The sequence below is a fragment of the Paenibacillus sp. FSL H8-0048 genome (genome assembly GCF_038002825.1).
Classification (GTDB): Bacteria; Bacillota; Bacilli; order Paenibacillales; family Paenibacillaceae; genus Paenibacillus_AQ.
Genome location: NZ_JBBODF010000001.1, coordinates 6,717,844 through 6,739,798, shown reverse-complemented (window position 1 = coordinate 6,739,798; position 21,955 = coordinate 6,717,844). Strand labels below are relative to the sequence as shown.

The following is a 21,955-nucleotide window of genomic DNA, read 5'->3' as shown; positions in this document are numbered from 1 at the left end:
TCCCGCTGGTCCCGGACCTCCCGATGCTCCCGTAGTTCCGGTTGGTCCAGTTCTTCCATCAATACCGTTTCCCCCGTTAGCTCCGTCAGTTCCTTTTTTCCCCGGCGCCCCGGTTGGGCCTGTTGGTCCTGTTATTCCAATTCCCATATTCCTTTTCCCCTTTCTGACACTATGTTTATAATCTTCATCTCGTGGATAACAGTCTGTTCTGAACAATAACAGAACTGATCTCATTCATACTTCCAGGCACAGACACAAATTCTCCGCTGACTGGATTACAGCTAAGCACTGTCTCGCGGTGAGCCAGACGATTCCTCTGAACCATCCAGTGCTTCTGGTCTATTCCCTCTTCCTGCAAGCATAGATTAAAAGAGATCATAGTTTTACGGCTGATCAGTGATTGCTTGAGGCTTCCCAGTGCATCAAGATCTTTTCCACAAACCTCATCATATGGATTCAACCACAGCACATAAGGAGTTGTGAGCACCTCCTGTATATTATCCCAGAACTGAAATGCACCCTCGCCATTAGTGAAATGAAGGATCTGTGCTTCCAGTTCTTCGGCAAGCCCCCTGGCGTCCTTCCCCATTCCCGCATCGATAATGATCCACTCATCAGCGAGCAGCTTCCACTTCTGAGCCCAATTAATCAGAGCTGAGCGCGGACCATCTTCGCTGCTTATCAACACTACAACGGACCACTTATTTCGCTCCAAAGTTGCAGATGAAGGACAGGTCTTCTTCAGAAGAGGATGATTAGAGGCACAACGATTGCCAGAAAGATGCCCATCCGTCCCTTGCATTCCTACCCTCAGCTGAAATAGCTTAACCGCAGCTTCAGCCAGTGCAGGCGAATACTCCAGCGCTCTGGAGTACCAGGCAGCGGCATCGCCAGGCTCTCCGAGCATTTCATAGCAATTGCCCAGGTAATAGCAGGGATAGAAGGTTCCCGCACCTCTAAGAACCATATGATGAAGAGCATTCTCTCCTAGGGACAGACAATGCTCGAAAGCGGAGATTGCAGCTTCCACTTGCCCGATATGCATAAGAATGCATCCTTTGTATAGATGCAGATCCACATAATCCGGGTAGAGACTGGTCGCCTTGTCGATACCGGGCCAGCCCTCCCTGAAGCTGCCCGATGCCAGTAAGCAACCATATTTAAGCTTGTAAAAGAGGGAAGGCGGCAGCTTCCGCTGACCCAGCGATGCGGCAATAGCCAGATTTGCCTGCCGGAAGGCATTAGCATAATCCCCAATCCGTTGATATTCACCCGCAATATGATAAAGAGTCCACGGATCGGGATTCGGTTCATCTGCAATGGATTGCTGGAGCAGCTTCAGATTACGTCCATGTTTGGATTTAATGGATGTTACGGACTGCAGGTAGCCGTAATGGAACAGCCTGAGCGGCAGCAGGAATGGTGTGTCGGAATCCTTACCGTCATGCAGCCCCGACAAGCTTAACTGTTCATGGATACCGCCGGTGAAATGAAACCCTTCCCCATTGCGGAATAGGCGGCATTGGGACAATCTGTAAGCCTCATGCGGTTTGGGCCGGAATGCGCTATTGAAATGAATGGTTTCGAGAGAGGCAAGTCTGCTGTTCCTGATACTGCTTACCTCCCTAAGCTTCGGGGCATCGGCAAGTGCAATTTCTTCATCGGCATCCATCCATAGCAACCAGTCGCCAGTCGCATGCCGAAGACTGTAATTGCGGGCCTCTGCGAAGCTCTCCGTCCAGGGGAATTGGAGAATCTTGGCACCGAGGTCATGAGCGATATCCATTGTTCTGTCATGAGAACCTGTATCCACGACAATCATCTCATCCACAGCCTCCCGCACACTCAACAGGCTGCGCGCGATCCATGGCTCCTCATCTCTGACAATCATGCACAAGGAGATTAGAGGGACGTTCGCCTTCGTTGCTTACTGTCATGCTGGAGCTGCCTCCTTTCCTGATGGATGTACCGGACCTCATGAATGGACCGGACAGGTGGATGTGAATTCAGATTGACATCACCTCTCTAACTTATGATGTCTTTCGTCAGGATAGAACGATGTCGGATAAAGTCGGACAGCCTAAGGATAAGTATTAGGCTGATTTAATCCGCTGCATTGAATACTCTCCTTGTCCGTTGCAGGAAGCAGATGCTTCAGTTGATCCGCAGCATCTTTGCGGGTAATCAGAATTCCTGCCGGACCAGCTGCAACAATCACATCATCAAGACCCACTAGCATCACAGGAATATCAAGCTCATTGACAATCTGACAGTTCATTGAATTAGCACTGATCTGGCCCCGCCCAAGAACGGTAGCTGCGAGTTCTTCAGAGAGAGTATTCCAGGTGCCTAGATCCTTCCAGGTATTCAGATAAGGTACACAGATCAGGCGGCTGTTTCTCTCCAATACCTCATAATCGAAGCTGCTCTTGGGCAGGCTGTGATATTGGTTCTGTAATTCCGTATAATCTGTCGTGAAGCCCGATGACTCCAGCCGGTTCAGAAGGTCACATAGACGAAAGGCAAAGATTCCGCAATTCCACATCGCTTGCCGCCCCAGAAGTGCTTCCGCCAGCTTCCTGTCCGGCTTCTCCACGAAGGAATCCACCTGCATATACGTTTGGTTCTCATGTACCTGGGCAGAAGATTCTGAAGAATTCACCGGAACGATATATCCGTATTTCTCTGAAGGTTCTCTTGGCTTAGCCCCAAGCAACGCAATCTCAGCTTCGGAGTGACGGAGCGCATAATCCAGTTCTGTAAGCTTGCAGAAGAAATCATCACCCACATAAGCGTCTACCGGCAGGACGATAACCGTCTCATCCAAGGAAGCCTTCTCCACAGAATATAGATAAGCCGAAGCCAGACATACTGCAGGAAATGTATCTCGGCGCCGCGGTTCAATGATAACCGGTGGCGTCGCTTCACCAAGCTGCTTCCGAATCAGTGTTTCCTGCCCTCTGGAAGTGGCAATATATGCTTCTTGGTTAAGACCTGAAGCAGTCAACTGCCGCCAAATCCGTTGGAGCATCGATTCGCGGCCACCATCTGGAGCAGGCAGTACCTGCAGGAACTGTTTGCTTCGGATACTGCCGGAGAGTGGCCACAGGCGTGTGCCGGAACCACCGGATAGAAGTACCAGCTTCATATTGTCAACTCCGTTCTCCTAATCGAAATTGTCCGCTGTAAGTCCAACCGCCAGAAATTGTTCTTCTGTATCACAGAAGGTTAACATCCCATACTTCTTGCGGTTGTCCAGATATTGCGGGATTCCCGCTTTTCTCAAACCATCGCTTACAATGACATACTCAAAACGGCCGCTGCCGTCCTCGTACTGGACTTGATCCAGAATTTCGTGCCGCATCAGATAAGTGCAATGAATAACATCGACCTGTAGCAGCCCCTTTACCCCCTGATACAAATACTGAAAATACAAATCAGATGGTTTGAAATAACCGAATTCATCTGCCACGTTGTGAAAATTGGAATAATAACTTAATGGTGACTCCGCGACCGTAAGCAAAGGACCTATTACCGGAAGATTAGTGGAAAGCAGGCTTTCGAGCGTATCGGATGCAATGAAGTTATCGCAGTCCGGAACAAAATAATGAGAATTTCTTGCTTTGGCCCATTCGACAGATTCCTGCCGTAACCTGGCCAACACTCTTAGACGGAGATAAGTCCATTCATGCGGAGCAAAATCCTGTACATTTTCCTCCACATCGCTGGCATCAAAATGAACCTCATGATATCTTTCTCCTACCCGCTCCACCCATTCTTCGAGAATTTCTTTGGTGCGGTCTTTATTGTTGTTGGTACGAATATACAGATTGATCCGGGAGGCCGGATACGTCTGCCTCTCAATCAATTCTAGATAGAGCGGAAGTACATGAGCTTTCTCCTTAGCCAATATAGCGATAGTAACCAAATCCCGTTCCATAACTTACCTCCGTTCTAATTGGCGTGATGTGCTAAATATCTGAGGATATTGCCGCGACTGCCTCATGATCTGCATGCTCAGATCTGCTGATAGTAATTCCGCTGGAATAACCAAAAAAAGTGGTCAGGCGCGGAATTTCGATATTCTCCGGATAAATTCTCTCTCCAGCTTGCCTTGTCATATAACGGGCCCCGCCCGCACCTCTGAGAGCTACAACCTGATATTCGTGGAATAACGAGAGCTTAAGTCCCATGAATCTCCGGCGTTCATCTGCCGTTAGTGTATCGCCTTCCTGAAGCCAGAGAATATAGGGCTCTACCGACATACGGGTAATCCATTCGCGGCAATCTCTCATGCTTAGCTCACCCTTAACTGAATAGACCTGTAAGGTATAGCGGGCGGCGGTTTCGGTAATGTTCTCTTTCCCTGAGAGGTTAATCACAATGATCTGTTCAGCCACATCTGCAAAAGAAGCCAGCGTATCCTTCAGGGCAGCTTCATTGCCGGATGAAATAATACCCGCGCACAGGCGTGTGGGAGGAGTATAAATTAACGAATGAATATCCGCTCCCCATTTCTGAAAAGCCTCTTTCTTGTTCTTCTGCAAAAGCGTCGGCAAATCGAAGGAAGGATTCTGCCCCATACTGGCATGACCGATATGGTGGATATATGAATCCTCTGCGATAAGCAGCTTATAGCCGTGCTGTATCGCCCGGAGACACAGATCATCATCTTCGTAATTTCCAAGCCCGTAGCGTTCATCAAACCAACCAATTTCATTCAAGACACTGCGCTTAACCAGCAGGCAAAAGCCAATCAGACGACGCACCTCTACTACCGATCCGCGTTTCGTTTCACAGTAATCCTGTGCAAATTGCTCCATATCCTTCACATCACTGTAGGTCACAGGAATACGCTGATGTCCGCTGATGTAGTTGGTCACGGGACCCGACATACCGACCGAACTGTCGCTGTAAAGTGCCTTTAGCATAGGCGTTAGCCATCCAGGCGGGACTACGGTGTCATTGTTCAGGAATAATATCGAATCTCCTTCTGCTACTGCAATCCCTTGGTTGCAGCCCTTGGCAAAGCCCAGATTTTCTTTGTTTTCAATCACTTTTAGCTCTTTGTAATGAGTCTTAAGGTACTGTGCGGTTCCATCTGTAGAAGCATTGTCGACGATAATAATCTCATGCTCTTCCGGAGTTCCGCGCTTGATGCTCTCCAGACATTGAATGGTTAAGGGAAGCTGATTTAGCGTGAGAATAACGATGCTCGTCTTCATGGGGCTAACTCCTCTCGTTCTTTAAGCTTGGGGCCGTCTATTTGTACATGCTTGTCACCCAGAAATTTAGTATAGTAATCCCGGTTATATTGGGCGCTGGGATTGATAGCGTATTGTGCAAGTGAAATCTCATTGCAATAGTCAGCATGTCTGTGTTGCCCAACCTTGTCATAACAGACACAGAGCTGCAGATGAGGCAGCCAGGTCCGGGAAGAAACATCCGCTAATCCCAGGTCATCTCTTCTCGGCAACGATACCGCAAGCTCGAACCAGTAAATTGCCTGTTCATACTGCTCTAAATCCATAAAATAATAGCCCATTTTGCAGCAGTTTTCCGCTTGTGGAATATCGTAATCGAAGGTGTGGCTCAGAGACAGCAACTGGTCCGCTTTCTCCCCGAGCGCCCCGTAGCTGTCCGCCATCCTCGTATATGCTTGAATATGCTCCTGTGGCGTACCTTTGCCATCTGCCAGGAAGATCTTATAGTTCTCCAGCGCCTCATGATAGTAACCATGATCAAATAGCTCATTGGCGAAATATAACTGGTCTCTTGGTGAGAATTCCTCTCCAGCAGACTTCATCTTCCGGTAAATATCCAGATTCCGTTCGGTGTATTCTTTGTCTTTTTTGTGCGTAATACATACATCGCTCTCCAGCGTGGGCGGCGTAACCTCAATATATTCATGAACAGCACCTGTCCATTGGAAATGGCAATCGCGTCTGAGCAGACGGTTTCGTCTTAAGATCCCTAACGGCTTACCATCGGAATCAGTAAGCAGAATATAGCTCATGGCCACCGAATGGTATTCTGAAGACAAAGAGGTCTTTAAAGCCTTGAAACGGACCCTGTCTGCCTCTTCAATGACATCATCTGCATCAAGCCATAGAAGATACTCACTGGTTCCCAGGCTGAATGAGTAATTACGTGCGGCTGCGAAGTTGTAAGTCCACTCAAAGTCATAAATACGGGCACCAAAGCTGGCTGCAATTTCCTTAGTGCGATCTGTGGAGCCGGTATCCACGATAACGATCTCATCCACTATGTCCGCAACCGATGCCAGACATCTGCCCAGGCTCTTCTCTTCATTGCGGACAATCATACACAAACTAATAGTCGGCAAGTCTTCTCCTCCTTCTTGCATATTCTGAAAATCGGATTTACCGGATTTCTCGTATATGTATATGTCGGCCTTGCTGGATCATTCAAACGGATTTGCCCGCATGATTTCTATTCCGGTTCATAAGCTAGTACAGATTCATCGCCATGTGTACTTATCTCACCTGATTGAAGGAGGATCATATGAAGTACATCCCCCCCTCGCTCTATTATCGTTTCTACAGCTATGGCAAGGACTGCAGGATTGCTTCAAACGGGGTAATGTCATTGCCGGAACAGACAGCCTTCGGCACCGGCGTAATGGTTAGGGAGGGCTACCGGTTGGATATCACTGTACCTTCTGCCGGAGAGAGTTCTCTCAGAATCGTTATCGGAGACCGCTGTGATTGCAACCGCTTCTTGACCATTCACGCTGTGAACAGGGTGGAACTGAAGCCAGGTGTAATCACAGGACCCCATGTGTTTATAAGCGATGCCAGACAAATATGGGAAAAGGAGGACAATAACCTTTCTAAGTTAGTAATCGGTGAAGGCTCATGGATCGGTGCACATTCCTCTATCTTAGGCAATGTGAAAATTGGCAAAGGGTGTGTAGTCGGAGCGGGGAGCGTTGTTATGCGGGATATACCGGATTATTGCGTAGTCGCAGGTAATCCGGCTGAATTCCGCCGGATTTACGAGCCTTCGAGCGGAGAATGGGTCCGGGTGAACAGCGAAACAGAAGCCCGGGAACTGCTGGAGAATAGGAGAGAGGAACCTCTATTGTCCATATGCTTGGCGGTACGCAATCAAGCTGGCGGGCTGCGGCGCTGCCTGGAGTCCATCTATGCACAAACCGATGATGCCGGATTAATCGAGGTCTGCGTCCTGGACGATGCCTCGGAAGATGATACAGAGGATGTAGCGCGCCACTATGGAATTCAGCACCGCAGCTTTCACTATCATCATAAACCGGTATCTTCAGGGAAAGACCTCTTTAAGGTGGCGGATATGGCACGCGGGAAATTTGTAATGCTGCACGATCCGGAAATCCCCTTCCTTCAAGGCTCTCTCACTCCGTTTCTGAATGTGCTGCACACTCATTCTGAGTGTGCTATCGTGCTGATTCAGCCCGCGGCTATCCACCGCTCTCCGCAGACAGAGGAGCTGGAAGGATTATCTGAGTTTGTCAGACATTCTGCAATAGGCGACCCTCCGTCTCTCCCCTTTGTTCTAAACAGAGAAGGGTGGGAGTCGACTGCCAATTTGGTGCAAGCCGGTAACTATATTAATCCAATGGTATTCCGGCAATATGAACTCCTGCAGTCCAATCCGCATTTCTGCCTCTGCCGTTCCAAATTGACTGATCCGCCAATCTATTTGCACCAGCTATTGTAATTGCCTTTGATAAATTTGATTGATGTTTGGGCATTACCTGAATATACATAGACTATGCCCATACAGATGGCAAAACCGAAAGCCTCAGGTCCACTAAATCCGGCAAATAACAACGATGTCAGACCTTGAGGGTTAAAGGAGAGAGCGTGAGCGACATGGATGACCGTAAAGTATGCTTTATTATTTGTGTAAATAACGAGGAGCTGGCTAAGCGCAGTGAGCAGAATCTGAGGCAATTAATCATTCCGGACGGATATAAGGTAGATATTCAATTGGTGAGAGGAGCCCTAAGTATAACGGCTGGTTATGATGAAGCTATGCGCCAGTCAGATGCCAAATATAAGGTGTATCTGCATCAGGATGTCCATATCCTTAATCCGCAGTTTATTTCGGATATCATCCGTCTGTTCTCCAATCATCCGTCACTGGGTATGCTTGGAGCAGCAGGCGCCAAAGTCCTGCCGTCGTCGGGAACCTGGTGGGAAGCAGGGCACAAGTATGGCAGAGTGATTGACAGCCACACTGGAATGCTCAAGCCGCTGGATTTCCTGCAGCCGGAAGGAGAATATGAGAGTGTGGAATCCATCGACGGAATACTGATGGTCACCCAGTATGACCTTCCCTGGCGCAAGGACTTGTTCACCGGCTGGCATTTCTATGATGCCTCGCACAGTCAGGAATTCATTGCCCACGGCTATGAGATTGGCGTTCCCAAGCAGCATCTGGCCTGGTGTCTGCACGATTGCGGAGTTGCGGATCGAAATATCGGTTATGCCGATGCCCAGCGCATCTTCCTGGAGTATTACGGATATGGAGAAATCCACGGCCAACACCGGTTCCACCGTATCGGCAAGGGATGCAATATCCACCCTACCTGTGATCTGTTTGGTATGGGAGGGGTCGCTCTAGGCAATGGCGTTAAGCTTCAAGCAGATTGCTGGATCATGCTTCCCTACAATAATGTTGTCAGTGAACCGCGCATTCAGATTGGTGCGGGAAGTGACATCGGCCGGCGGTGTAGTCTATCGGCAGTCAATCGTATCATTATCGGCTCCCATGTTGCCATTTCTCCTAATGTGAATATAGCGGATCACAGCCTGGCTTACGAGAACATCCATCTGCCCATCATTAAGCAGGGAGTAGATTCCTTTAGCCACACTGTGACAATCGGCTCCGGAAGCTGGATCGGTGCTAACAGCGTTATTTCCGGGCAAGTGTCCATTGGTAAGGGATGTGTCATTTGTGCTGGCTCGGTCGTTGTATCCGGTACAGTAATTCCCGACTATTGTGTAGCAGCCGGCGCGCCTGCCAAAGTAATCAAGCAGTATGATCCCATTTCCCGGCAGTGGCTGAAGACGGATGTCTCATCCAGTGAACCAAAGATCCCGTCAGAACCAGAAGAGATTGTACCAGTTGAAAGCAACAGCCCGCCTTTGCTGCTCAGCATTTGTATTCCTACTTATAACCGCGAAGCAGAGTTGGATTTATGCTTGAACAGTATCTACAGCCAGAACACTAGAATGCAAGATTTCGAAGTAATCGTTTCCGACAATGCCTCTACAGACCGAACCAGAGACATTGTCCTTAAGTACCAGTCACGCTTTACTAATTTGCGCTACTACCGCAACGAATTCAATGAAGGTGCAGACTCCAACTTTCTGAAATGTGCTGGATATGCCCGCGGTGAATACATTAAGCTTCAAGGTGACGATGACTATTGGCTGCAGGGTTCCCTGGAAGAGATATTCCGCCTAATAGAACAAAACAAGAACTGCAGCCTGTTCTTCATTGATATTCTTAGCAACACCGGACAGGTTGACCATTCTGCCGGGGTAAGCAATTATGTGCAGCATGTATCGATTTACAGCACATTTGTTTCGGGAATCATCATGCGTAAGCGGGAATTTGCGCAGCTTCCCACGCCGGAGCTTTTCGTAGGCTCCAATCTCAATCAAGTCTACCTGACGTTCTCTATTCTTGGAATTACACCGGATTATTGCGTGTATCGCCGCAAGCTATTAACAAGCAGCGGCAAGATTGAAGGAGGATTCAGCTTCGCCCAGACATTCATTCAATCATATTTGAATATTCTAAATTATTTCCTGGACAAAGGATTGAGTGAAGAGGCATTGGCAGCTGAGAAGAAACATATTGCCTACTCTTTCCTGCTCTGGTGGTACAATTATATATTGGAGAATAACCTCCAGCAATTGCAGCCCAAAGATTTTGAAGAAGTCTTAATTGAGGCCTACCACAACGAATCATACTTTACCGATCTCCTTACACATATAAAAACCATTCAGGCCAGGCACCACTTAATCTGACAAATTGAACACTGGGCGGGTCTGAGAAGGGCTCGCTTAGTTTATTGAAAGGTGGAACTAAGATGGACTTCATCAGCGAGGATTTTCAAAATCTTTTTTACCGCTACGGACCCGGCAGTCTGATCATGCAAAAAACCGATATCAACTGTCCAGAGAAAGTCGCTATCGGCAGGAATGTACTTATACTTGAGAATAGCTGGTTCACGGTCGTTCACCCCGGCCAAGGAGAGCCGCCCGCCATTTCGATCGGGGACGGCTGCAGCTGCAGCCGCAACTTGATCATTACCTCCGCGAACAGTGTCATTCTGGAGGAGAATGTCGTCGTTGGTCCGGATGTATATATTGCCGACACGGACCACCAATACCGCCAGGTCGGCATACCGATCCGCGACCAGTGGATCACCTCCACCAGCCAGCAGGTGCGGATTGGCGCCGGCAGTGAGCTTGGCGCCCATTGTGTCATTGTGGGCGAAGTGACGATTGGTAAGGGCTGCAGGGTCACACCTAACAGCGTAGTAACACGCGATTTACCCGACTTTTGTATCGCGGCAGGTAACCCTGCCAAAGTGGTGGACACCTTCGACCCCGAAGCAGGACTATGGCAGGTGTCCGGTGAGGGCAGCTGTTGATCGTAGAATAAGAAGTACATTATAGGGAGTACTTCAGGTTGGACGAGATTCTGATCCCTTGATAGTCAACGGGCGGCTGTCTATTCATAGATTGCGTACTTCTTGGCTGCTGCCGTTCCACCGTCTGCTTCGGCTGCTTCTCCGCCGTCTTCTTAGACTGCTGCCGCTCTGCTGCTTTCTTCGGCTGCTGCCACTCCAATGCCTTCTTCGGCTGCTGCGGCTCCACTGCCCTCTTCGGCTGCTGCGGCTGAAGAGAAGGCTTCAGCTGTTGCCGCTGCTGCCGCTTGCGTTCGCTGGCTGCGCCTACTCCTATTGTCTGCCCACGCTTCTTGTGGGACGTCCGTTTGCGCGTGGCCTGCGCAGATCGACGCTGGATGAACCGGACGGACTTACCCGTATTATAAAGATACTTGCCCCCGGATACATAGGCATCCGCAGGACGAATAGTCTGCTTGATAACGGTGGAAGCCTGCTCCCTATGCTCCGGTTCTTGTCTCTCAATCTCCTGTCCTGTGGACTGAGCCCGTTCAAGCAGCCGTTCTGTCTCGCGCATGAACAGCGCCAACTCATCATCCGCCTTGACTGAGAGCCGCAGACAAGCCTGCTTCAGCTGCTCCATCTGTCCCATGGTTTTATGAATCGCCTGCACCAATAGCTCATCCTCCGATTTCCGGGCTTCAGCCTTCATACCTATTCACCTCACGCCCCAGCCGTCTGCTGGTTTCCAGTGTCCGGCAGATCATGGCCTGATGCTGGGCCAGGGCCGTGATGATTCTTGCCACCGCCTCTTGCAGGGCCTCAAGCCCCCCCATATCTAATTCTTCATCCCAGCCGTACCCATCGTCATACATATATTCCAGCTTGCGGATTTCAACCGCAATCAGAGCCGAGACCGCTTCTTCCTCCAGCGCCGCAGCCAGAATAATCGCTTTGATCAACCGTTCCCGCTGTAGCATTGCTTCATCCCCCCTGTTGCCTGCTTTGATTTAGCTACTGTTATATATATGTGCTTTTGAGTTGTCCCTATCACCATTCGTCCAAGGTATATCGGATTTGGCGGATTTCAAAGAATAACAGGAATAGGACAATCTTAGTCTGAGGTATACATATCTATAACTGGATAACAAAGCGCAAGGCAACCTTTCAAGTTCTGGAGGAGATCTGCATGTCAATGCCTCACATTCCCAATATCACCCCCGATATCTCGCTTACACGAGAGGAAAGCATCTCTCTCCTGCTGACCTCAATCGCTATTAATGAGATGTCCTTGTCTCACATCATCAATGCCGAAGCTGAAGCGATGCAGGCCTTCGTGCAATCCAATCCCGGAAATATGAATTTTAACAACATTATTAAATTAAATAACACAACCGCCAGATTGTTAGAAGAGATAACCAAGGGCCAGTGGCTTAGTCTAAGCAAGATGGACCGGATTCTGCGACTGCTGGGCGATTCTGTCAGTCTCTCTGAGAAATTGATAGATGAGCTTACGGAAACTGAGACAGATGTGGAGGAGGATGAAGAATAACGGGCTCCCGTTGTTCTTCGGCGTTACACCCTTGAAACTGGCAGCTGTAGAATGGACAAGCCCCGGGCACATCAACAGTCTTATCCACCGTTCAACCGGCTTGGTTCTACTGCACCTTCCATTGCTTCAGATGATCGGCAAGCCGGATCAGCTCATTGGCCAGTGCCGACAGAGAGGTCACGAGATGCTGCTGCCGGTCCGTCTCCGCAGCCGCGGCTACAGGAATGCTGTTCTGCTGTGGCTCTGAAGCAGGGGCGTCCAGCTCTCCTTTACTATACATCGGGAATCCTTCTTCTATCAGCAGACGTACAATGGTGCTTAAATGGTAGCGTTCCATGCGCAGCTCACTGATCCGTTTTAACAGTTTCAGAGTTTCATAGGGATAGAGCATCTGGTCGCCCTGGCGTATTCCTTGCACGAAATAAGAGAAATAATCTAGCCATCGCTTCACAGTAGTCGGTGGCAGCTTCGATAAATTAATTAATTCCAGTTGTGTATAATGGCGTACCATAACATCTCTCCTCAATATTAAGTGGACTTATTTACTTTAATGGTATTCATGTGACCTGAAATAAATGTGTAAAAATACCTATTTGTTATTTGGAATCAAAAAAAGAACGGATAACTGCCTACCTGAGCAGTTGTCCGTTCTTTGATTTGGCAATGGAAATATTAGCACTTATGAAGAAATTGGAATTAAATTCACATATGATTCGCCTAGGAGCTCCTGGAAATATTTACGGTTACTCAGCATACTTGAGTGCGACGGATAGTAGGAAAGTGCGACTTCGTTGTGGTAATTTGCTTTGACATGCCGGCCTAAGCGGTCATAACATACACATAATTGCAGATGGGGAACCCAAGTAGTGGAAGTCATATCCTGTAGGCCCATGGTTTCCCTCTTGGGAAGGGTAGTAGCCAGCTCAAACCAGTAAATGGCGTGATCATAACGGCCTTGATCCATCAGATCATACCCAAGGCGGCAGCAGAACTCTGAACGGGGAATATCGTAACTCAAGGTTCGATAAAGCGCCTGCAGCTTTCCTTGTTTGTCCCCGAGGCGGTCATGGCATTCAGCCATCTTCAGGCAGGCTTGATAGTTGTCCTCAATCCATCCTTGACCAGTCTGTAGAAACTTTTCGTAATAATCCAGCGCTTCTTCATTGAAGGCATGATCCCGAAGCTCATTGGCGAAGTAATATAAATCCCGCGGTGAAAATTCCTCTCCTCTGGCCTCGCGTCCACGGTAAATGCGCAGGTTGCGGTCCGTATAAGATTTGTCTTTCTTATGTGTAATGCATACGTCGCTCTCCAAAGTAGGGCCACCTGCTGCCAAATACTCATGTACCGGGCCTATCCATTGAAAATTGCATTCCCGCCGGACCAGCCGGTTCCTACGGAGGCTTGAGGTGACCCTCCCCTCGCTGTCTACCGCCAGATTGTAGGGCATGTTTACTGAATGGTATGCTGTGGACATCGTCGCTTTCAGCTTCTTGAATTTCTCACGGTCAATCTCTTCAATGGTATCGTCTGCATCCAGCCAAAGAATATATTCCTTTGTGGCTTTGCTGAAGGCTTCGTTACGGGCCGCTGCGAAGTCGTCAATCCATTCAAAATCATAAATCAGCGCACCGTACTCTGCAGCAATTTCCTTAGTCCGGTCCGTGGAGCCTGTATCGACAATGACGATTTCATCGACAATATCTTTGACACAATCCAGGCAACGGCCCAGGCCGTTCTCTTCATTGCGTACGATCATACATAGACTGATGGTAATCATTAGTATCCTCCTATAGGTTAACTGTCATATATTCCCGAATCTGCTGCTCACTGATCCGCCGCATGTCCTGTTCTGCATCCAGTGCCCGCTGCCAGTCAACGGTCTTTTGCAGCGCTTGTTCTACCGTCCATCGCGAGCGCCAGTCCAGCAGACGGCGGGCCTTGGTGCTGTCAAGCTGCAGCTCCCCGGCCTCGTGCAGCACCGGGGAATTGACGATATCCACACAGGCTCCTTCTCCCCAGAGCTCTGCCAGCCGGGTGGCAACCTTCTGCACACTGTGGACACTCTGCTCCCCGGGTCCAAAGTTCCAGGCAGCAGCATACTCTGCTCCTCCCTGCACCAGCTTCTCTGCCAGCAGCAGGTAGCCGCCAAGCGGCTCTAATACATGCTGCCAAGGCCGCGTCGCCCCCGGGCTGCGCAGCAGCGGCCTCTTACCTGCTGCGAATGCCCGCAGGCAGTCCGGTACCAGCCGGTCCAGGGAATCATCGCCGCCTCCGATGACATTCCCCGCTCTCGCGGTAGCGATAGCTACGCCATGCTCGGCATAGCGCACCGGATGGAAATAGCTGTTGCGGTAAGCCTGCGTCACCAGCTCGGAACATGCCTTGCTGGAAGAGTAAGGATCATAGCCGCCCAATGGATCGGTCTCGCGGTAGCCCCAGATCCATTCACGGTTGTCATAGCATTTATCTGTTGTAACGTTGACGACGGCCTTCACTGAAATGCCGGAATCAACGGCGCTCGCGACCGCCTCCAGCAGGTTCACCGTTCCCATCACATTCACCTCGAAGGTGTCGGCAGGGAACTGGTAAGAGGTACGGACCAGCGGCTGGGCAGCCAGATGGAACACCACCTCCGGGGCCGCTTCACGCAGCGCCGCATCCAGGCGTTGCCGGTTCCGCACATCCCCCCAGACCGTATGAACTTCCGGCGCAGCTCCGATCAGCGGGAAGAGCTTATGCTCATCCCGGTCCCAGGCATAGCCGCTCACACTTGCGCCCAGCATTGTCAGCCACCGGGTGAGCCAGCTTCCCTTGAAGCCGGTATGCCCGGTCACGAAGACACGGCGGCCCTTCCAGAATTCTGCAGGTATCATTGCGTTCTCATCCATGGGAGGCTTCCCTCCCGCCATAACTGCTCCAGGTTCCGCTTGTCGCGGAGTGTGTCCATCGGCTGCCAGAAGCCGTGGTGCTTGTAAGCTCTTAGCTCATCCCTTGCGGCCAGCTCCCGGAGCGGCTCCTGCTCCCAGACGGTGCTGTCACCTTCGATCATAGTGAATACTTCGGGCTGGAGTACGAAGAACCCGCCGTTCACCCAGCCTTCATCCCCTTTGGGCTTCTCTACGAAGCCGGTAACCTTGGTGTCCTCTACAATTTCCAGCGCACCGAAACGGCCTACCGGCTGTGCAGCGGTAACCGTCGCTAATTTTCCGTGAGAGCGGTGGAAGTCCAACAACTCAGGTATATTGACATCTGCAATACCGTCGCCATAAGTCAGCATGAATGGTTCATTGCCGGTGTATTTGTGGACTTGCCGGATTCTTCCTCCAGTCATTGCCTCCCTGCCCGTGTCCGCGAGCGTTACCTTCCAATTCCGCTGCTGCCGGTTATGGCGGGTGATCTGATTGCCGTTGCCGAAATCGAACGAAACATCCGAGCTCTGCAGGTAGAAATCGGCAAAATATTTCTTGATGACATGCCCCAAATACCCCAAACAAATGACAAAATCATCGAAGCCATACGAGGCATAATGCTCCATAATATGCACAAGCAGCGGCTTATCGCCGATCTCAATCATCGGCTTGGGCTTCACATCGGTCTCTTCACTGATCCGGGTCCCGTATCCCCCGGCCAGTATGACTACCTTCATGCTTTTCCCCCCTTGCCTTCAAGCAGACCTAGAAGCACTTCTGCCGTGTAGTCCAGCATCTCCGGTGTAACTCCCGGATAGATTCCTGTCCAGAAGGTATCGTTCATAATCCTGTCCGTCTGGGTCAGCGGTCCGGCTACACGGTAAGACGCGCCGGAATAAGCCGGCTGCTTCAGCAGATTCCCGGCGAACAGCAGCCGGGTGCCGATGCGGGCCTCTTCCAGCTTGCGGACGATCTCATTGCGCGTTAAGGGCGACTCTTCCCGCACTGTCAGCGGGAAGCCAAACCAGCTCGGCTCGCTGCGCGGCGTGGCTTCCGGGAGAATAAGCCATTCCTCCGCAGGCTTCAGCAGCTCCTTCAGATACTCGAAGTTGCGTTTGCGGACTGCATGGAAGCCACCCAGCTTCTCCAGTTGGGCTACGCCGATGGCTGCCTGCATATCGGTAGCCTTCAGATTGTAGCCGATGTGGCTATACGTATATTTGTGGTCGTATCCGGCAGGCAGTTCACCTTTGGTCCAGTCATACCGCTTGCCGCAGGTATTGTCGGCCCCCGGCTGGCACCAGCAGTCCCTGCCCCAGTCGCGGAAAGATTCGACGATTTTCTTAAGACGGGCGCCGGAAGTAAGCACTGCGCCACCCTCGCCCATCGTCATATGGTGGGCCGGGAAGAAGCTGACGGTTGCCAAATCCCCAAAGGAACCGGCCGGCTGTCCTTCATACAGCGATCCTACCGCATCGCAGGTATCCTCGATAAGCCACAGACTATGACGGTCTGCAAATGACTTGACACTGGCGAGGTCAAACGGATTGCCCAGTGTGTGCGCCAGCATTACTGCTCTGGTACGGGAACTGAGCGCCGCATCAAGCTGTGAAGTATCTATATTGTAAGTAGGCAGCTCTACATCAACGAACACGGGAATCAGCCCATGCTGAATCAGAGGGTTCACTGTAGTGGGGAATCCGGCGGCTACTGTAATGACCTCATCCCCCGGCCGCAGGCGGCGTTCGCCAAGCTGCGGCGAAGTCAGTGCCGCAACGGCAAGCAGGTTCGCACTGGAGCCGGAATTGACCAGCAGCGTATGCTTTTTCCCCATGATCTGGGAGAAGCGGCGCTCGAACTCAGCGGTATACCTGCCTGCGGTTAAATGAAAATCCAGGGAAGCGTCAACTAGATTGATTAACTCCTCCCCGTCGAATACCTTACCGCTGACCGGTACGTAGTCCCGGCCTGCCACGAATGACCGTCCAGGCCAACGGCTGCCGTAGAACTGGCCCGTCAATTCCAGTATTTGCTCACGCAAGGTTGAAGCTTCAGTAGGCAATGCCTCTCCTCCTTTACGATGGTGACTTGTTTAGTTTTATGGATTTAATGGACTCGGTACATCATCTATATGCAATGGGAACGAGAAATACGATTGAAAAATAATGGAATAAAACTTCCATTTTTGTTCAGTTCTTGTCTATGAGGGTTCTCTATAATGGGCTTGACTTGAAATGAACCGTTATGGAGGGATGCACATATGGGAAGACTGAGAGCCGTCAACGAAAGAAAATGCACGAAAGAGGACTGCAATAGAAGACATTATGCGAAAGGGTTATGCAAGCAGCATTATTGGCCCGCCTGGAAAGCAGGACAAAAGAACGAGACCGAATCACAGCCCCAGCGCCAGAATCTTTCGTGAATTTTTCGCACAGTCCTCTGATAATTGTTCAATAATTTATTTAATTTTTATGCAGGTGCTTCCTTTAGGTTGTCGAACTCTCTAATTTATGATGAATAAAAATTCCAGATATTACTTAAAACATCTGACCTTAGTGGTCATATATATCTCCCTGTTGTTAGGCATGCAAAGGGTATGGCAGCAGATTTTTGCCCTGCCGGAGCAGCCCGGTGCGGCTGCAGGCGTGCTTGATCTGCGCGGCTGGACCTTCAAGGATACCCATTCAGTTGTTCTTGACGGGACTTGGTCTTTCTATCCGAACCGTCTGGTCAGCGAAAGCGATATCCGCTCAGGCGCCGCCGGAGCCGCTGTCCCTGTTGAAGTGCCAGGCAACTGGAAGAATTCCCTGTCCGGCTCCTCTCTGGGCTATGGCACATTTGCCCTCCGCATTCTGGTAGATCAGCCGCTGGATGAACCCTATAGCTTCTGGGTCCAGCAGATCCAGGCCTCTTCCCGGATTGAGGTCAACGGCCGTGTCCTGCGGACCATGGGGCAGCCGGCTGCTGACAGGGAGCTGTACCAGCCCAAGGCGGTTCCCTATACCGTTCACTACTTCTTGCCTGAAGGAACACAGGAGATGCTTGTTCTGGTTCAAGCCGCCAATTTCGATCATGAGGCGAAAGGCGGAATCTCCTATTCCATCCGTCTCGGCGCGCAATCCTCTATTATCAAAGAGCGGTGGTATTCCTCTGCTTTTCAATTGACCACCATTGTTATTCTCCTCCTCCATGCGCTGTACGTCTTCATCCTGTATCTGCTGTCCCAGAAGAACTGGCCCCTGCTGCTGTTTGCCCTTATGCTGGTCACAATCGCCGTCTCTGTTGGCACAGATAATGATCTTCTGTTATATATTGTGCTGCCGCTTGGCTATAGCTGGGGGATCAAGCTCAAGATGCTGTCTTATCTATGGATGGTCTATTTCATGCTGCTGCTGACTTACAGGTTCTATGGAACCCCGGCGTCCGGCCGCGTATTTAAGCTGTATAGCTTCCTTCTTGCGCTGTACACGCTTGCCCTGTCTGTATTGCCTATACATGTCGCCTTAACCCATGCCATCCTATTCTTCAATCTGCTGTATATGATTCCGCCCTGCTGGATGTTCGTTGTCTTCGCAAGGATGGTCTATCAGCGCAAAAAAGATGTCGCCTTCCTGACCTTCACCGCCTGCTGCCTGATCTCGGGCGTGGTCTGGGGAGCTACCGTGAATAATTATCACAAGAATCTTCCCTTCTATCCGGTCGATATTCTGGCTGCGATCATTGGATTCTCTTCCTATGCCCTGAAGCAATATATCCGGCGCTCCAATGAGAACAGGCTGCTCTACGAACAGCTCTTGCAGGCAGACAGGCAAAAGGATCAGTTCCTGATGAATACCTCACATGAGCTGCGGACTCCGCTGCACGGCATGATGAGCATTGCCCAGTCGGAATATGACCAGAAGCGGATAGCCTCTCCGGAAGAAGACGCCGGAGACCTGGAGCTGATGGTGCGGATCGGGCGGCAGATGTCACAGCTGCTGGATGATCTGCTGGATCTCACTCTGCTGCGCGAGAACCGGATGGTCCTTCATCCTGCTCCGCTGTCCGTCCATACCATCGCCGCAGGAGCTGCGGATATGCTCCGTTACTTAACGGACGGCAAGAACCTGACGATTCATGTAAGCGTATCCGCTTTGCTGCCTCGCGTCTGGGCTGATGAGAAGCGGCTGATTCAGATCCTCTTTAATTTGGTACATAATGCAGTGAAATGGACAGAGCACGGCAGCATCCTTGTGACTGCCGAAGAAGCGGACGGGCAGCTGCTGGTCAGCGTGGCCGACACGGGTGTGGGGATGGAGGAAGAAGCTCTCGCCCGCATCTTCCTCCCTTATGAACAGGCTGGCGGACAGAACCGCGGCGGTCTGGGTCTGGGTCTTAGCATTACCAGGCAGCTGGTGGAGCTGCACGGGGGGAGCCTGAGCGTGGAGTCCAGGCTTGGGGAAGGCTCAGTCTTCCGCTTCACCCTGCCGCTGGCACACGAAGCCTTCTGCATAGATGAGCGGCTCGGCAGGGCAGAAGCAGTGGACCCAGTGGAAGCCCTGGGTACTGCATCCACCGACTGGAGTATCCGTTTGCGTAATAAGGACGAAGAGCCGTTCCTGGCGGGGGTACCACCGTCCCCCTCCGGCCTCTATGCGGATGAAGACGTACTGAAGATCTTGGCCGTAGACGATGACCCCGTTAATCTGCGGGTGCTCTCGACCATTTTGCATGAAGATATCTATCAGTTGACCTCTGTGTTAAGCGGGGAGGAAGCCCTGATCCGGCTGGAGGAGGAAGCCTGGGATCTGCTCATTACCGATGTGATGATGCCCGGGATGTCCGGCTATGAGCTGACCCGCCGGGTAAGGGAACGGTATCCTGCGTCGGAGCTGCCTGTGCTGCTGCTGACGGCGCGCGCTATGCGCGAGGAGATCTACTACGGATTTCAGCAGGGGGCGAATGATTATGTGACCAAGCCGGTAGACAGCCTGGAACTCAAATACCGGGTGACCGGACTGGCGCGGCTGAAGCAGACGATCGACCATAGCCTGCGGCTGGAGATCGCTTATCTTCAGGCGCAGATCCGCCCCCACTTCCTGTTCAACGCCCTGAACTCTATCGCCACACTCAGCACCATTGATATCTGCCAGATGCAGCAGCTGATCGAGGCCTTCTCCGCCTATCTGCGCTCAAGCTTCGATCTGATGAATACCGGCTCATTGGTTCATTTGAGGCAGGAGCTGTCATTAGTAGAAGCCTATTTATATATCGAGCAGGTGCGTTTCGGCGAACGGCTGGAGGTCAAGTGGGAGCGGAATGATACCGGACTGCTGCGGGTTCCTCCCCTGATCCTGCAGCCGCTGGTCGAGAATGCCGTCCGTCACGGGCTGCTCAGTCTTATAGAGGGCGGCCTGCTGACTATCCGTATTGAAGAGGAGGAGGAGCAGGTCCGGCTTACGGTGCAGGACAATGGCAAAGGCATGGAGCAGGCGCAGATTGACCGCCTGCTGATGAAGCACAAAGACAAGAGCTCCGGTATCGGGATCTGGAATACGAACCGGAGGCTGATTGAACGCTATGGGCAAGGCTTGTCCATTCAGAGCCGCCCCGGCTTTGGAACCACCGTCTCCTTCATGATTCCGCTCCGGCGTGCGGAGTGAACCCTTCCTCCAGCCGCTATAACCTGTACAAGGAGGTGCTACAATGCTTCGGGTAGTGCTGATCGATGATGAACGACTCGCCCTGATTCAGCTGGAAGCAACGCTCAGGGCGTTAGGCTCGAACATTGTAACGGCAACCTATACCAATCCCTTGCTGGCCTTAAGCGAAGCGTCCGGCTGGGAGGCAGATATTATCTTTCTCGATATTGATATGCCGGGAATGAACGGCATGGAGGTTGCGAAGCAGCTTGAGGAGTGCTGTCCCGGCTCAGCCGTTGTCTTCGTCTCCGGCCATAACAGCTTCGCTCTGGAAGCCTTCGAGGTCAGCGCGCAGGATTACCTGCTCAAGCCGGTCTCCAGGGAACGGCTGAGCCGGACCCTCCAGCGGATCAGGAGCCGGAAGAAGGTTAGCCTTGAGCACACGGACAAGCCAGACACGCTGCTGATCCGCTGCTTCAATGCGATCCAGTTCGAACGGGGAGGCGTGCCTGTCCGGGATTTCCGCTGGCGGACCTCCAAAGCCCAGGAGCTGTTCGCCTTCCTGCTGTATCATCATGACCGGATCGTCGTTAAGGACAAGCTGGTCGAGCTGCTCTGGCCCGAGGTCTCATTCAAACGTGCCTCTACCCATCTGTATACGGCCATCTACCAGATCAGGCAATCGCTGAAACGGGCGGACATCGGCCTTGTGATCAGCAATGCAAGCGTGGGCGAAGGGTATATGCTGGAGAGCGGCGACGCACAGATCGATGCGGTGCTGTGGGAGGAAGGTGTCGTCTCTCTGGACTCGGTGGATGATTATAACGCCGCAGAACATGAAGAGCTGCTGAAGCTCTACACCGGCGATTACCTGGGGGACTATGAGTATCTGTGGGCCGAGAGTGAACGTCAGCGGCTGCGTAACCTCTCCTTGCAGCATGCCACGGAGCTGGCTGATTATTATACCGTCAAGGATAACATCACCAAAGCGGTTAACACCTATCAGCGGATTGTAGAGCTGCATCCCTACCACGAGCCGGGTTACCTGGCGCTCATGGAATTCTATAACCGGCTGGGCGAGCTAAGCTTCGTACAGGAGCAATATGAGAAGCTTCGCAGCTTGCTCTGGCGGGACCTGAAGCTTACTCCGTCCGCCAAGGTCGAGCGCTGGTATGCGAACTGGAAGCGTCTATATACTTGATTCCGTGCCGGAACTACTGCG

Annotated in this window: 18 protein-coding genes; 6 read left to right on the top strand and 12 right to left on the bottom strand. The window is 51.4% G+C overall.

What is annotated here, in order from left to right:
- Positions 1-184 precede the first annotated feature (184 nt).
- The 5 genes from NSU18_RS29250 to NSU18_RS29230 all read right to left on the bottom strand — a co-directional run bounded on the left by NSU18_RS29250 (position 185) and on the right by NSU18_RS29230 (position 6,346).
- The gene (locus tag NSU18_RS29250) at positions 185-1,891 is read right to left on the bottom strand and encodes a glycosyltransferase (RefSeq protein WP_341150714.1); all 1,707 of its coding nucleotides are present in this window, start codon (positions 1,889-1,891) and stop codon (positions 185-187) included.
- Between the two features lie 189 nt (positions 1,892-2,080).
- Positions 2,081-3,148, bottom strand: a complete 1,068-nt coding sequence (locus tag NSU18_RS29245) for a sugar phosphate nucleotidyltransferase (RefSeq protein ID WP_341017774.1) — start codon at positions 3,146-3,148, stop codon at positions 2,081-2,083.
- 18 nt (positions 3,149-3,166) lie between these two features.
- Positions 3,167-3,940, bottom strand: a complete 774-nt coding sequence (locus tag NSU18_RS29240; protein WP_341017773.1) for a hypothetical protein — start codon at positions 3,938-3,940, stop codon at positions 3,167-3,169.
- Positions 3,941-3,971: 31 nt separating this feature from the next.
- Positions 3,972-5,225, bottom strand: a complete 1,254-nt coding sequence (locus tag NSU18_RS29235; protein WP_341017771.1) for a glycosyltransferase family 2 protein — start codon at positions 5,223-5,225, stop codon at positions 3,972-3,974.
- Complete coding sequence (locus NSU18_RS29230; RefSeq protein WP_341017770.1) at positions 5,222-6,346, bottom strand: glycosyltransferase family 2 protein; 1,125 nt, start codon at positions 6,344-6,346, stop codon at positions 5,222-5,224. The genes NSU18_RS29235 and NSU18_RS29230 overlap by 4 nt, the downstream gene beginning before the upstream one ends.
- A gap of 179 nt (positions 6,347-6,525) precedes the next feature.
- Between NSU18_RS29230 and NSU18_RS29225 the strand changes: the two genes are divergently transcribed.
- From NSU18_RS29225 to NSU18_RS29215, 3 genes are all read left to right on the top strand, one after another.
- Complete coding sequence (locus NSU18_RS29225; protein ID WP_341017769.1) at positions 6,526-7,719, top strand: glycosyltransferase; 1,194 nt, start codon at positions 6,526-6,528, stop codon at positions 7,717-7,719.
- A 155-nt stretch (positions 7,720-7,874) separates the two neighbouring features.
- Positions 7,875-10,043, top strand: a complete 2,169-nt coding sequence (locus NSU18_RS29220; RefSeq protein WP_341017768.1) for a glycosyltransferase — start codon at positions 7,875-7,877, stop codon at positions 10,041-10,043.
- A 62-nt stretch (positions 10,044-10,105) separates the two neighbouring features.
- Positions 10,106-10,672 (top strand): acyltransferase, encoded by a 567-nt coding sequence (locus NSU18_RS29215; protein WP_341150713.1) that lies wholly within the window; start codon positions 10,106-10,108, stop codon positions 10,670-10,672.
- 19 nt (positions 10,673-10,691) lie between these two features.
- Here the strand turns inward: NSU18_RS29215 and NSU18_RS29210 are convergent, their stop codons facing one another.
- Together NSU18_RS29210 and NSU18_RS29205 are read right to left on the bottom strand one after the other, a co-directional pair.
- The gene (locus NSU18_RS29210) at positions 10,692-11,360 is read right to left on the bottom strand and encodes a hypothetical protein (RefSeq protein WP_341017766.1); all 669 of its coding nucleotides are present in this window, start codon (positions 11,358-11,360) and stop codon (positions 10,692-10,694) included.
- The gene (locus NSU18_RS29205; RefSeq protein ID WP_341017764.1) at positions 11,350-11,628 is read right to left on the bottom strand and encodes a hypothetical protein; all 279 of its coding nucleotides are present in this window, start codon (positions 11,626-11,628) and stop codon (positions 11,350-11,352) included. The genes NSU18_RS29210 and NSU18_RS29205 overlap by 11 nt, the downstream gene beginning before the upstream one ends.
- Positions 11,629-11,837: 209 nt before the next feature.
- On the opposite strand from NSU18_RS29205, the gene NSU18_RS29200 reads away from it, so the two are divergent.
- Positions 11,838-12,200: a hypothetical protein gene (locus tag NSU18_RS29200; RefSeq protein ID WP_341017763.1), complete on the top strand. Its 363-nt coding sequence runs from the start codon at positions 11,838-11,840 to the stop codon at positions 12,198-12,200.
- A gap of 106 nt (positions 12,201-12,306) precedes the next feature.
- Here NSU18_RS29200 and NSU18_RS29195 read toward each other — a convergent pair whose 3' ends face one another.
- The 5 genes from NSU18_RS29195 to rfbH all read right to left on the bottom strand — a co-directional run bounded on the left by NSU18_RS29195 (position 12,307) and on the right by rfbH (position 17,174).
- Positions 12,307-12,711, bottom strand: a complete 405-nt coding sequence (locus NSU18_RS29195) for a MerR family transcriptional regulator (protein ID WP_341017762.1) — start codon at positions 12,709-12,711, stop codon at positions 12,307-12,309.
- Positions 12,712-12,879: 168 nt separating this feature from the next.
- Positions 12,880-13,980, bottom strand: a complete 1,101-nt coding sequence (locus NSU18_RS29190) for a glycosyltransferase family 2 protein (protein WP_341017761.1) — start codon at positions 13,978-13,980, stop codon at positions 12,880-12,882.
- Between the two features lie 10 nt (positions 13,981-13,990).
- Positions 13,991-15,091 (bottom strand): CDP-glucose 4,6-dehydratase, encoded by a 1,101-nt coding sequence (rfbG, locus tag NSU18_RS29185; protein WP_341150712.1) that lies wholly within the window; start codon positions 15,089-15,091, stop codon positions 13,991-13,993.
- Positions 15,073-15,849 (bottom strand): glucose-1-phosphate cytidylyltransferase, encoded by a 777-nt coding sequence (gene rfbF / locus NSU18_RS29180; protein WP_341150711.1) that lies wholly within the window; start codon positions 15,847-15,849, stop codon positions 15,073-15,075. The genes rfbG and rfbF overlap by 19 nt, the downstream gene beginning before the upstream one ends.
- On the bottom strand, positions 15,846-17,174 hold the full coding sequence (gene rfbH / locus NSU18_RS29175; protein ID WP_341017758.1) for a lipopolysaccharide biosynthesis protein RfbH: 1,329 nt from the start codon (positions 17,172-17,174) through the stop codon (positions 15,846-15,848). The genes rfbF and rfbH overlap by 4 nt, the downstream gene beginning before the upstream one ends.
- A 523-nt stretch (positions 17,175-17,697) precedes the next feature.
- Between rfbH and NSU18_RS29170 the strand changes: the two genes are divergently transcribed.
- Together NSU18_RS29170 and NSU18_RS29165 are read left to right on the top strand one after the other, a co-directional pair.
- Positions 17,698-20,754, top strand: coding sequence for a hybrid sensor histidine kinase/response regulator (locus tag NSU18_RS29170; protein WP_341150710.1), 3,057 nt, complete (start codon positions 17,698-17,700; stop codon positions 20,752-20,754).
- Positions 20,755-20,797: 43 nt separating this feature from the next.
- Positions 20,798-21,934, top strand: coding sequence for a response regulator (locus NSU18_RS29165; protein ID WP_341150709.1), 1,137 nt, complete (start codon positions 20,798-20,800; stop codon positions 21,932-21,934).
- The last annotated feature ends 21 nt before the right edge of the window (positions 21,935-21,955 follow it).

Excerpts from the sequence above, each read along its gene's own strand:
- NSU18_RS29250 (WP_341150714.1), bottom strand. The coding sequence starts at position 1,891 with ATGATTGTCAGAGATGAGGAGCCATGGATCGCGCGCAGCCTGTTGAGT.
- NSU18_RS29245 (WP_341017774.1), bottom strand. The coding sequence starts at position 3,148 with ATGAAGCTGGTACTTCTATCCGGTGGTTCCGGCACACGCCTGTGGCCA.
- NSU18_RS29240 (WP_341017773.1), bottom strand. The coding sequence starts at position 3,940 with ATGGAACGGGATTTGGTTACTATCGCTATATTGGCTAAGGAGAAAGCT.
- NSU18_RS29235 (WP_341017771.1), bottom strand. The coding sequence starts at position 5,225 with ATGAAGACGAGCATCGTTATTCTCACGCTAAATCAGCTTCCCTTAACC.
- NSU18_RS29225 (WP_341017769.1), top strand. The coding sequence starts at position 6,526 with ATGAAGTACATCCCCCCCTCGCTCTATTATCGTTTCTACAGCTATGGC.
- NSU18_RS29220 (WP_341017768.1), top strand. The coding sequence starts at position 7,875 with ATGGATGACCGTAAAGTATGCTTTATTATTTGTGTAAATAACGAGGAG.
- NSU18_RS29215 (WP_341150713.1), top strand. The coding sequence starts at position 10,106 with ATGGACTTCATCAGCGAGGATTTTCAAAATCTTTTTTACCGCTACGGA.
- NSU18_RS29210 (WP_341017766.1), bottom strand. The coding sequence starts at position 11,360 with ATGAAGGCTGAAGCCCGGAAATCGGAGGATGAGCTATTGGTGCAGGCG.
- NSU18_RS29205 (WP_341017764.1), bottom strand. The coding sequence starts at position 11,628 with ATGCTACAGCGGGAACGGTTGATCAAAGCGATTATTCTGGCTGCGGCG.
- NSU18_RS29200 (WP_341017763.1), top strand. The coding sequence starts at position 11,838 with ATGTCAATGCCTCACATTCCCAATATCACCCCCGATATCTCGCTTACA.
- NSU18_RS29195 (WP_341017762.1), bottom strand. The coding sequence starts at position 12,711 with ATGGTACGCCATTATACACAACTGGAATTAATTAATTTATCGAAGCTG.
- NSU18_RS29190 (WP_341017761.1), bottom strand. The coding sequence starts at position 13,980 with ATGATTACCATCAGTCTATGTATGATCGTACGCAATGAAGAGAACGGC.
- rfbG (WP_341150712.1), bottom strand. The coding sequence starts at position 15,091 with ATGGATGAGAACGCAATGATACCTGCAGAATTCTGGAAGGGCCGCCGT.
- rfbF (WP_341150711.1), bottom strand. The coding sequence starts at position 15,849 with ATGAAGGTAGTCATACTGGCCGGGGGATACGGGACCCGGATCAGTGAA.
- NSU18_RS29170 (WP_341150710.1), top strand. The coding sequence starts at position 17,698 with ATGCAAAGGGTATGGCAGCAGATTTTTGCCCTGCCGGAGCAGCCCGGT.
- NSU18_RS29165 (WP_341150709.1), top strand. The coding sequence starts at position 20,798 with ATGCTTCGGGTAGTGCTGATCGATGATGAACGACTCGCCCTGATTCAG.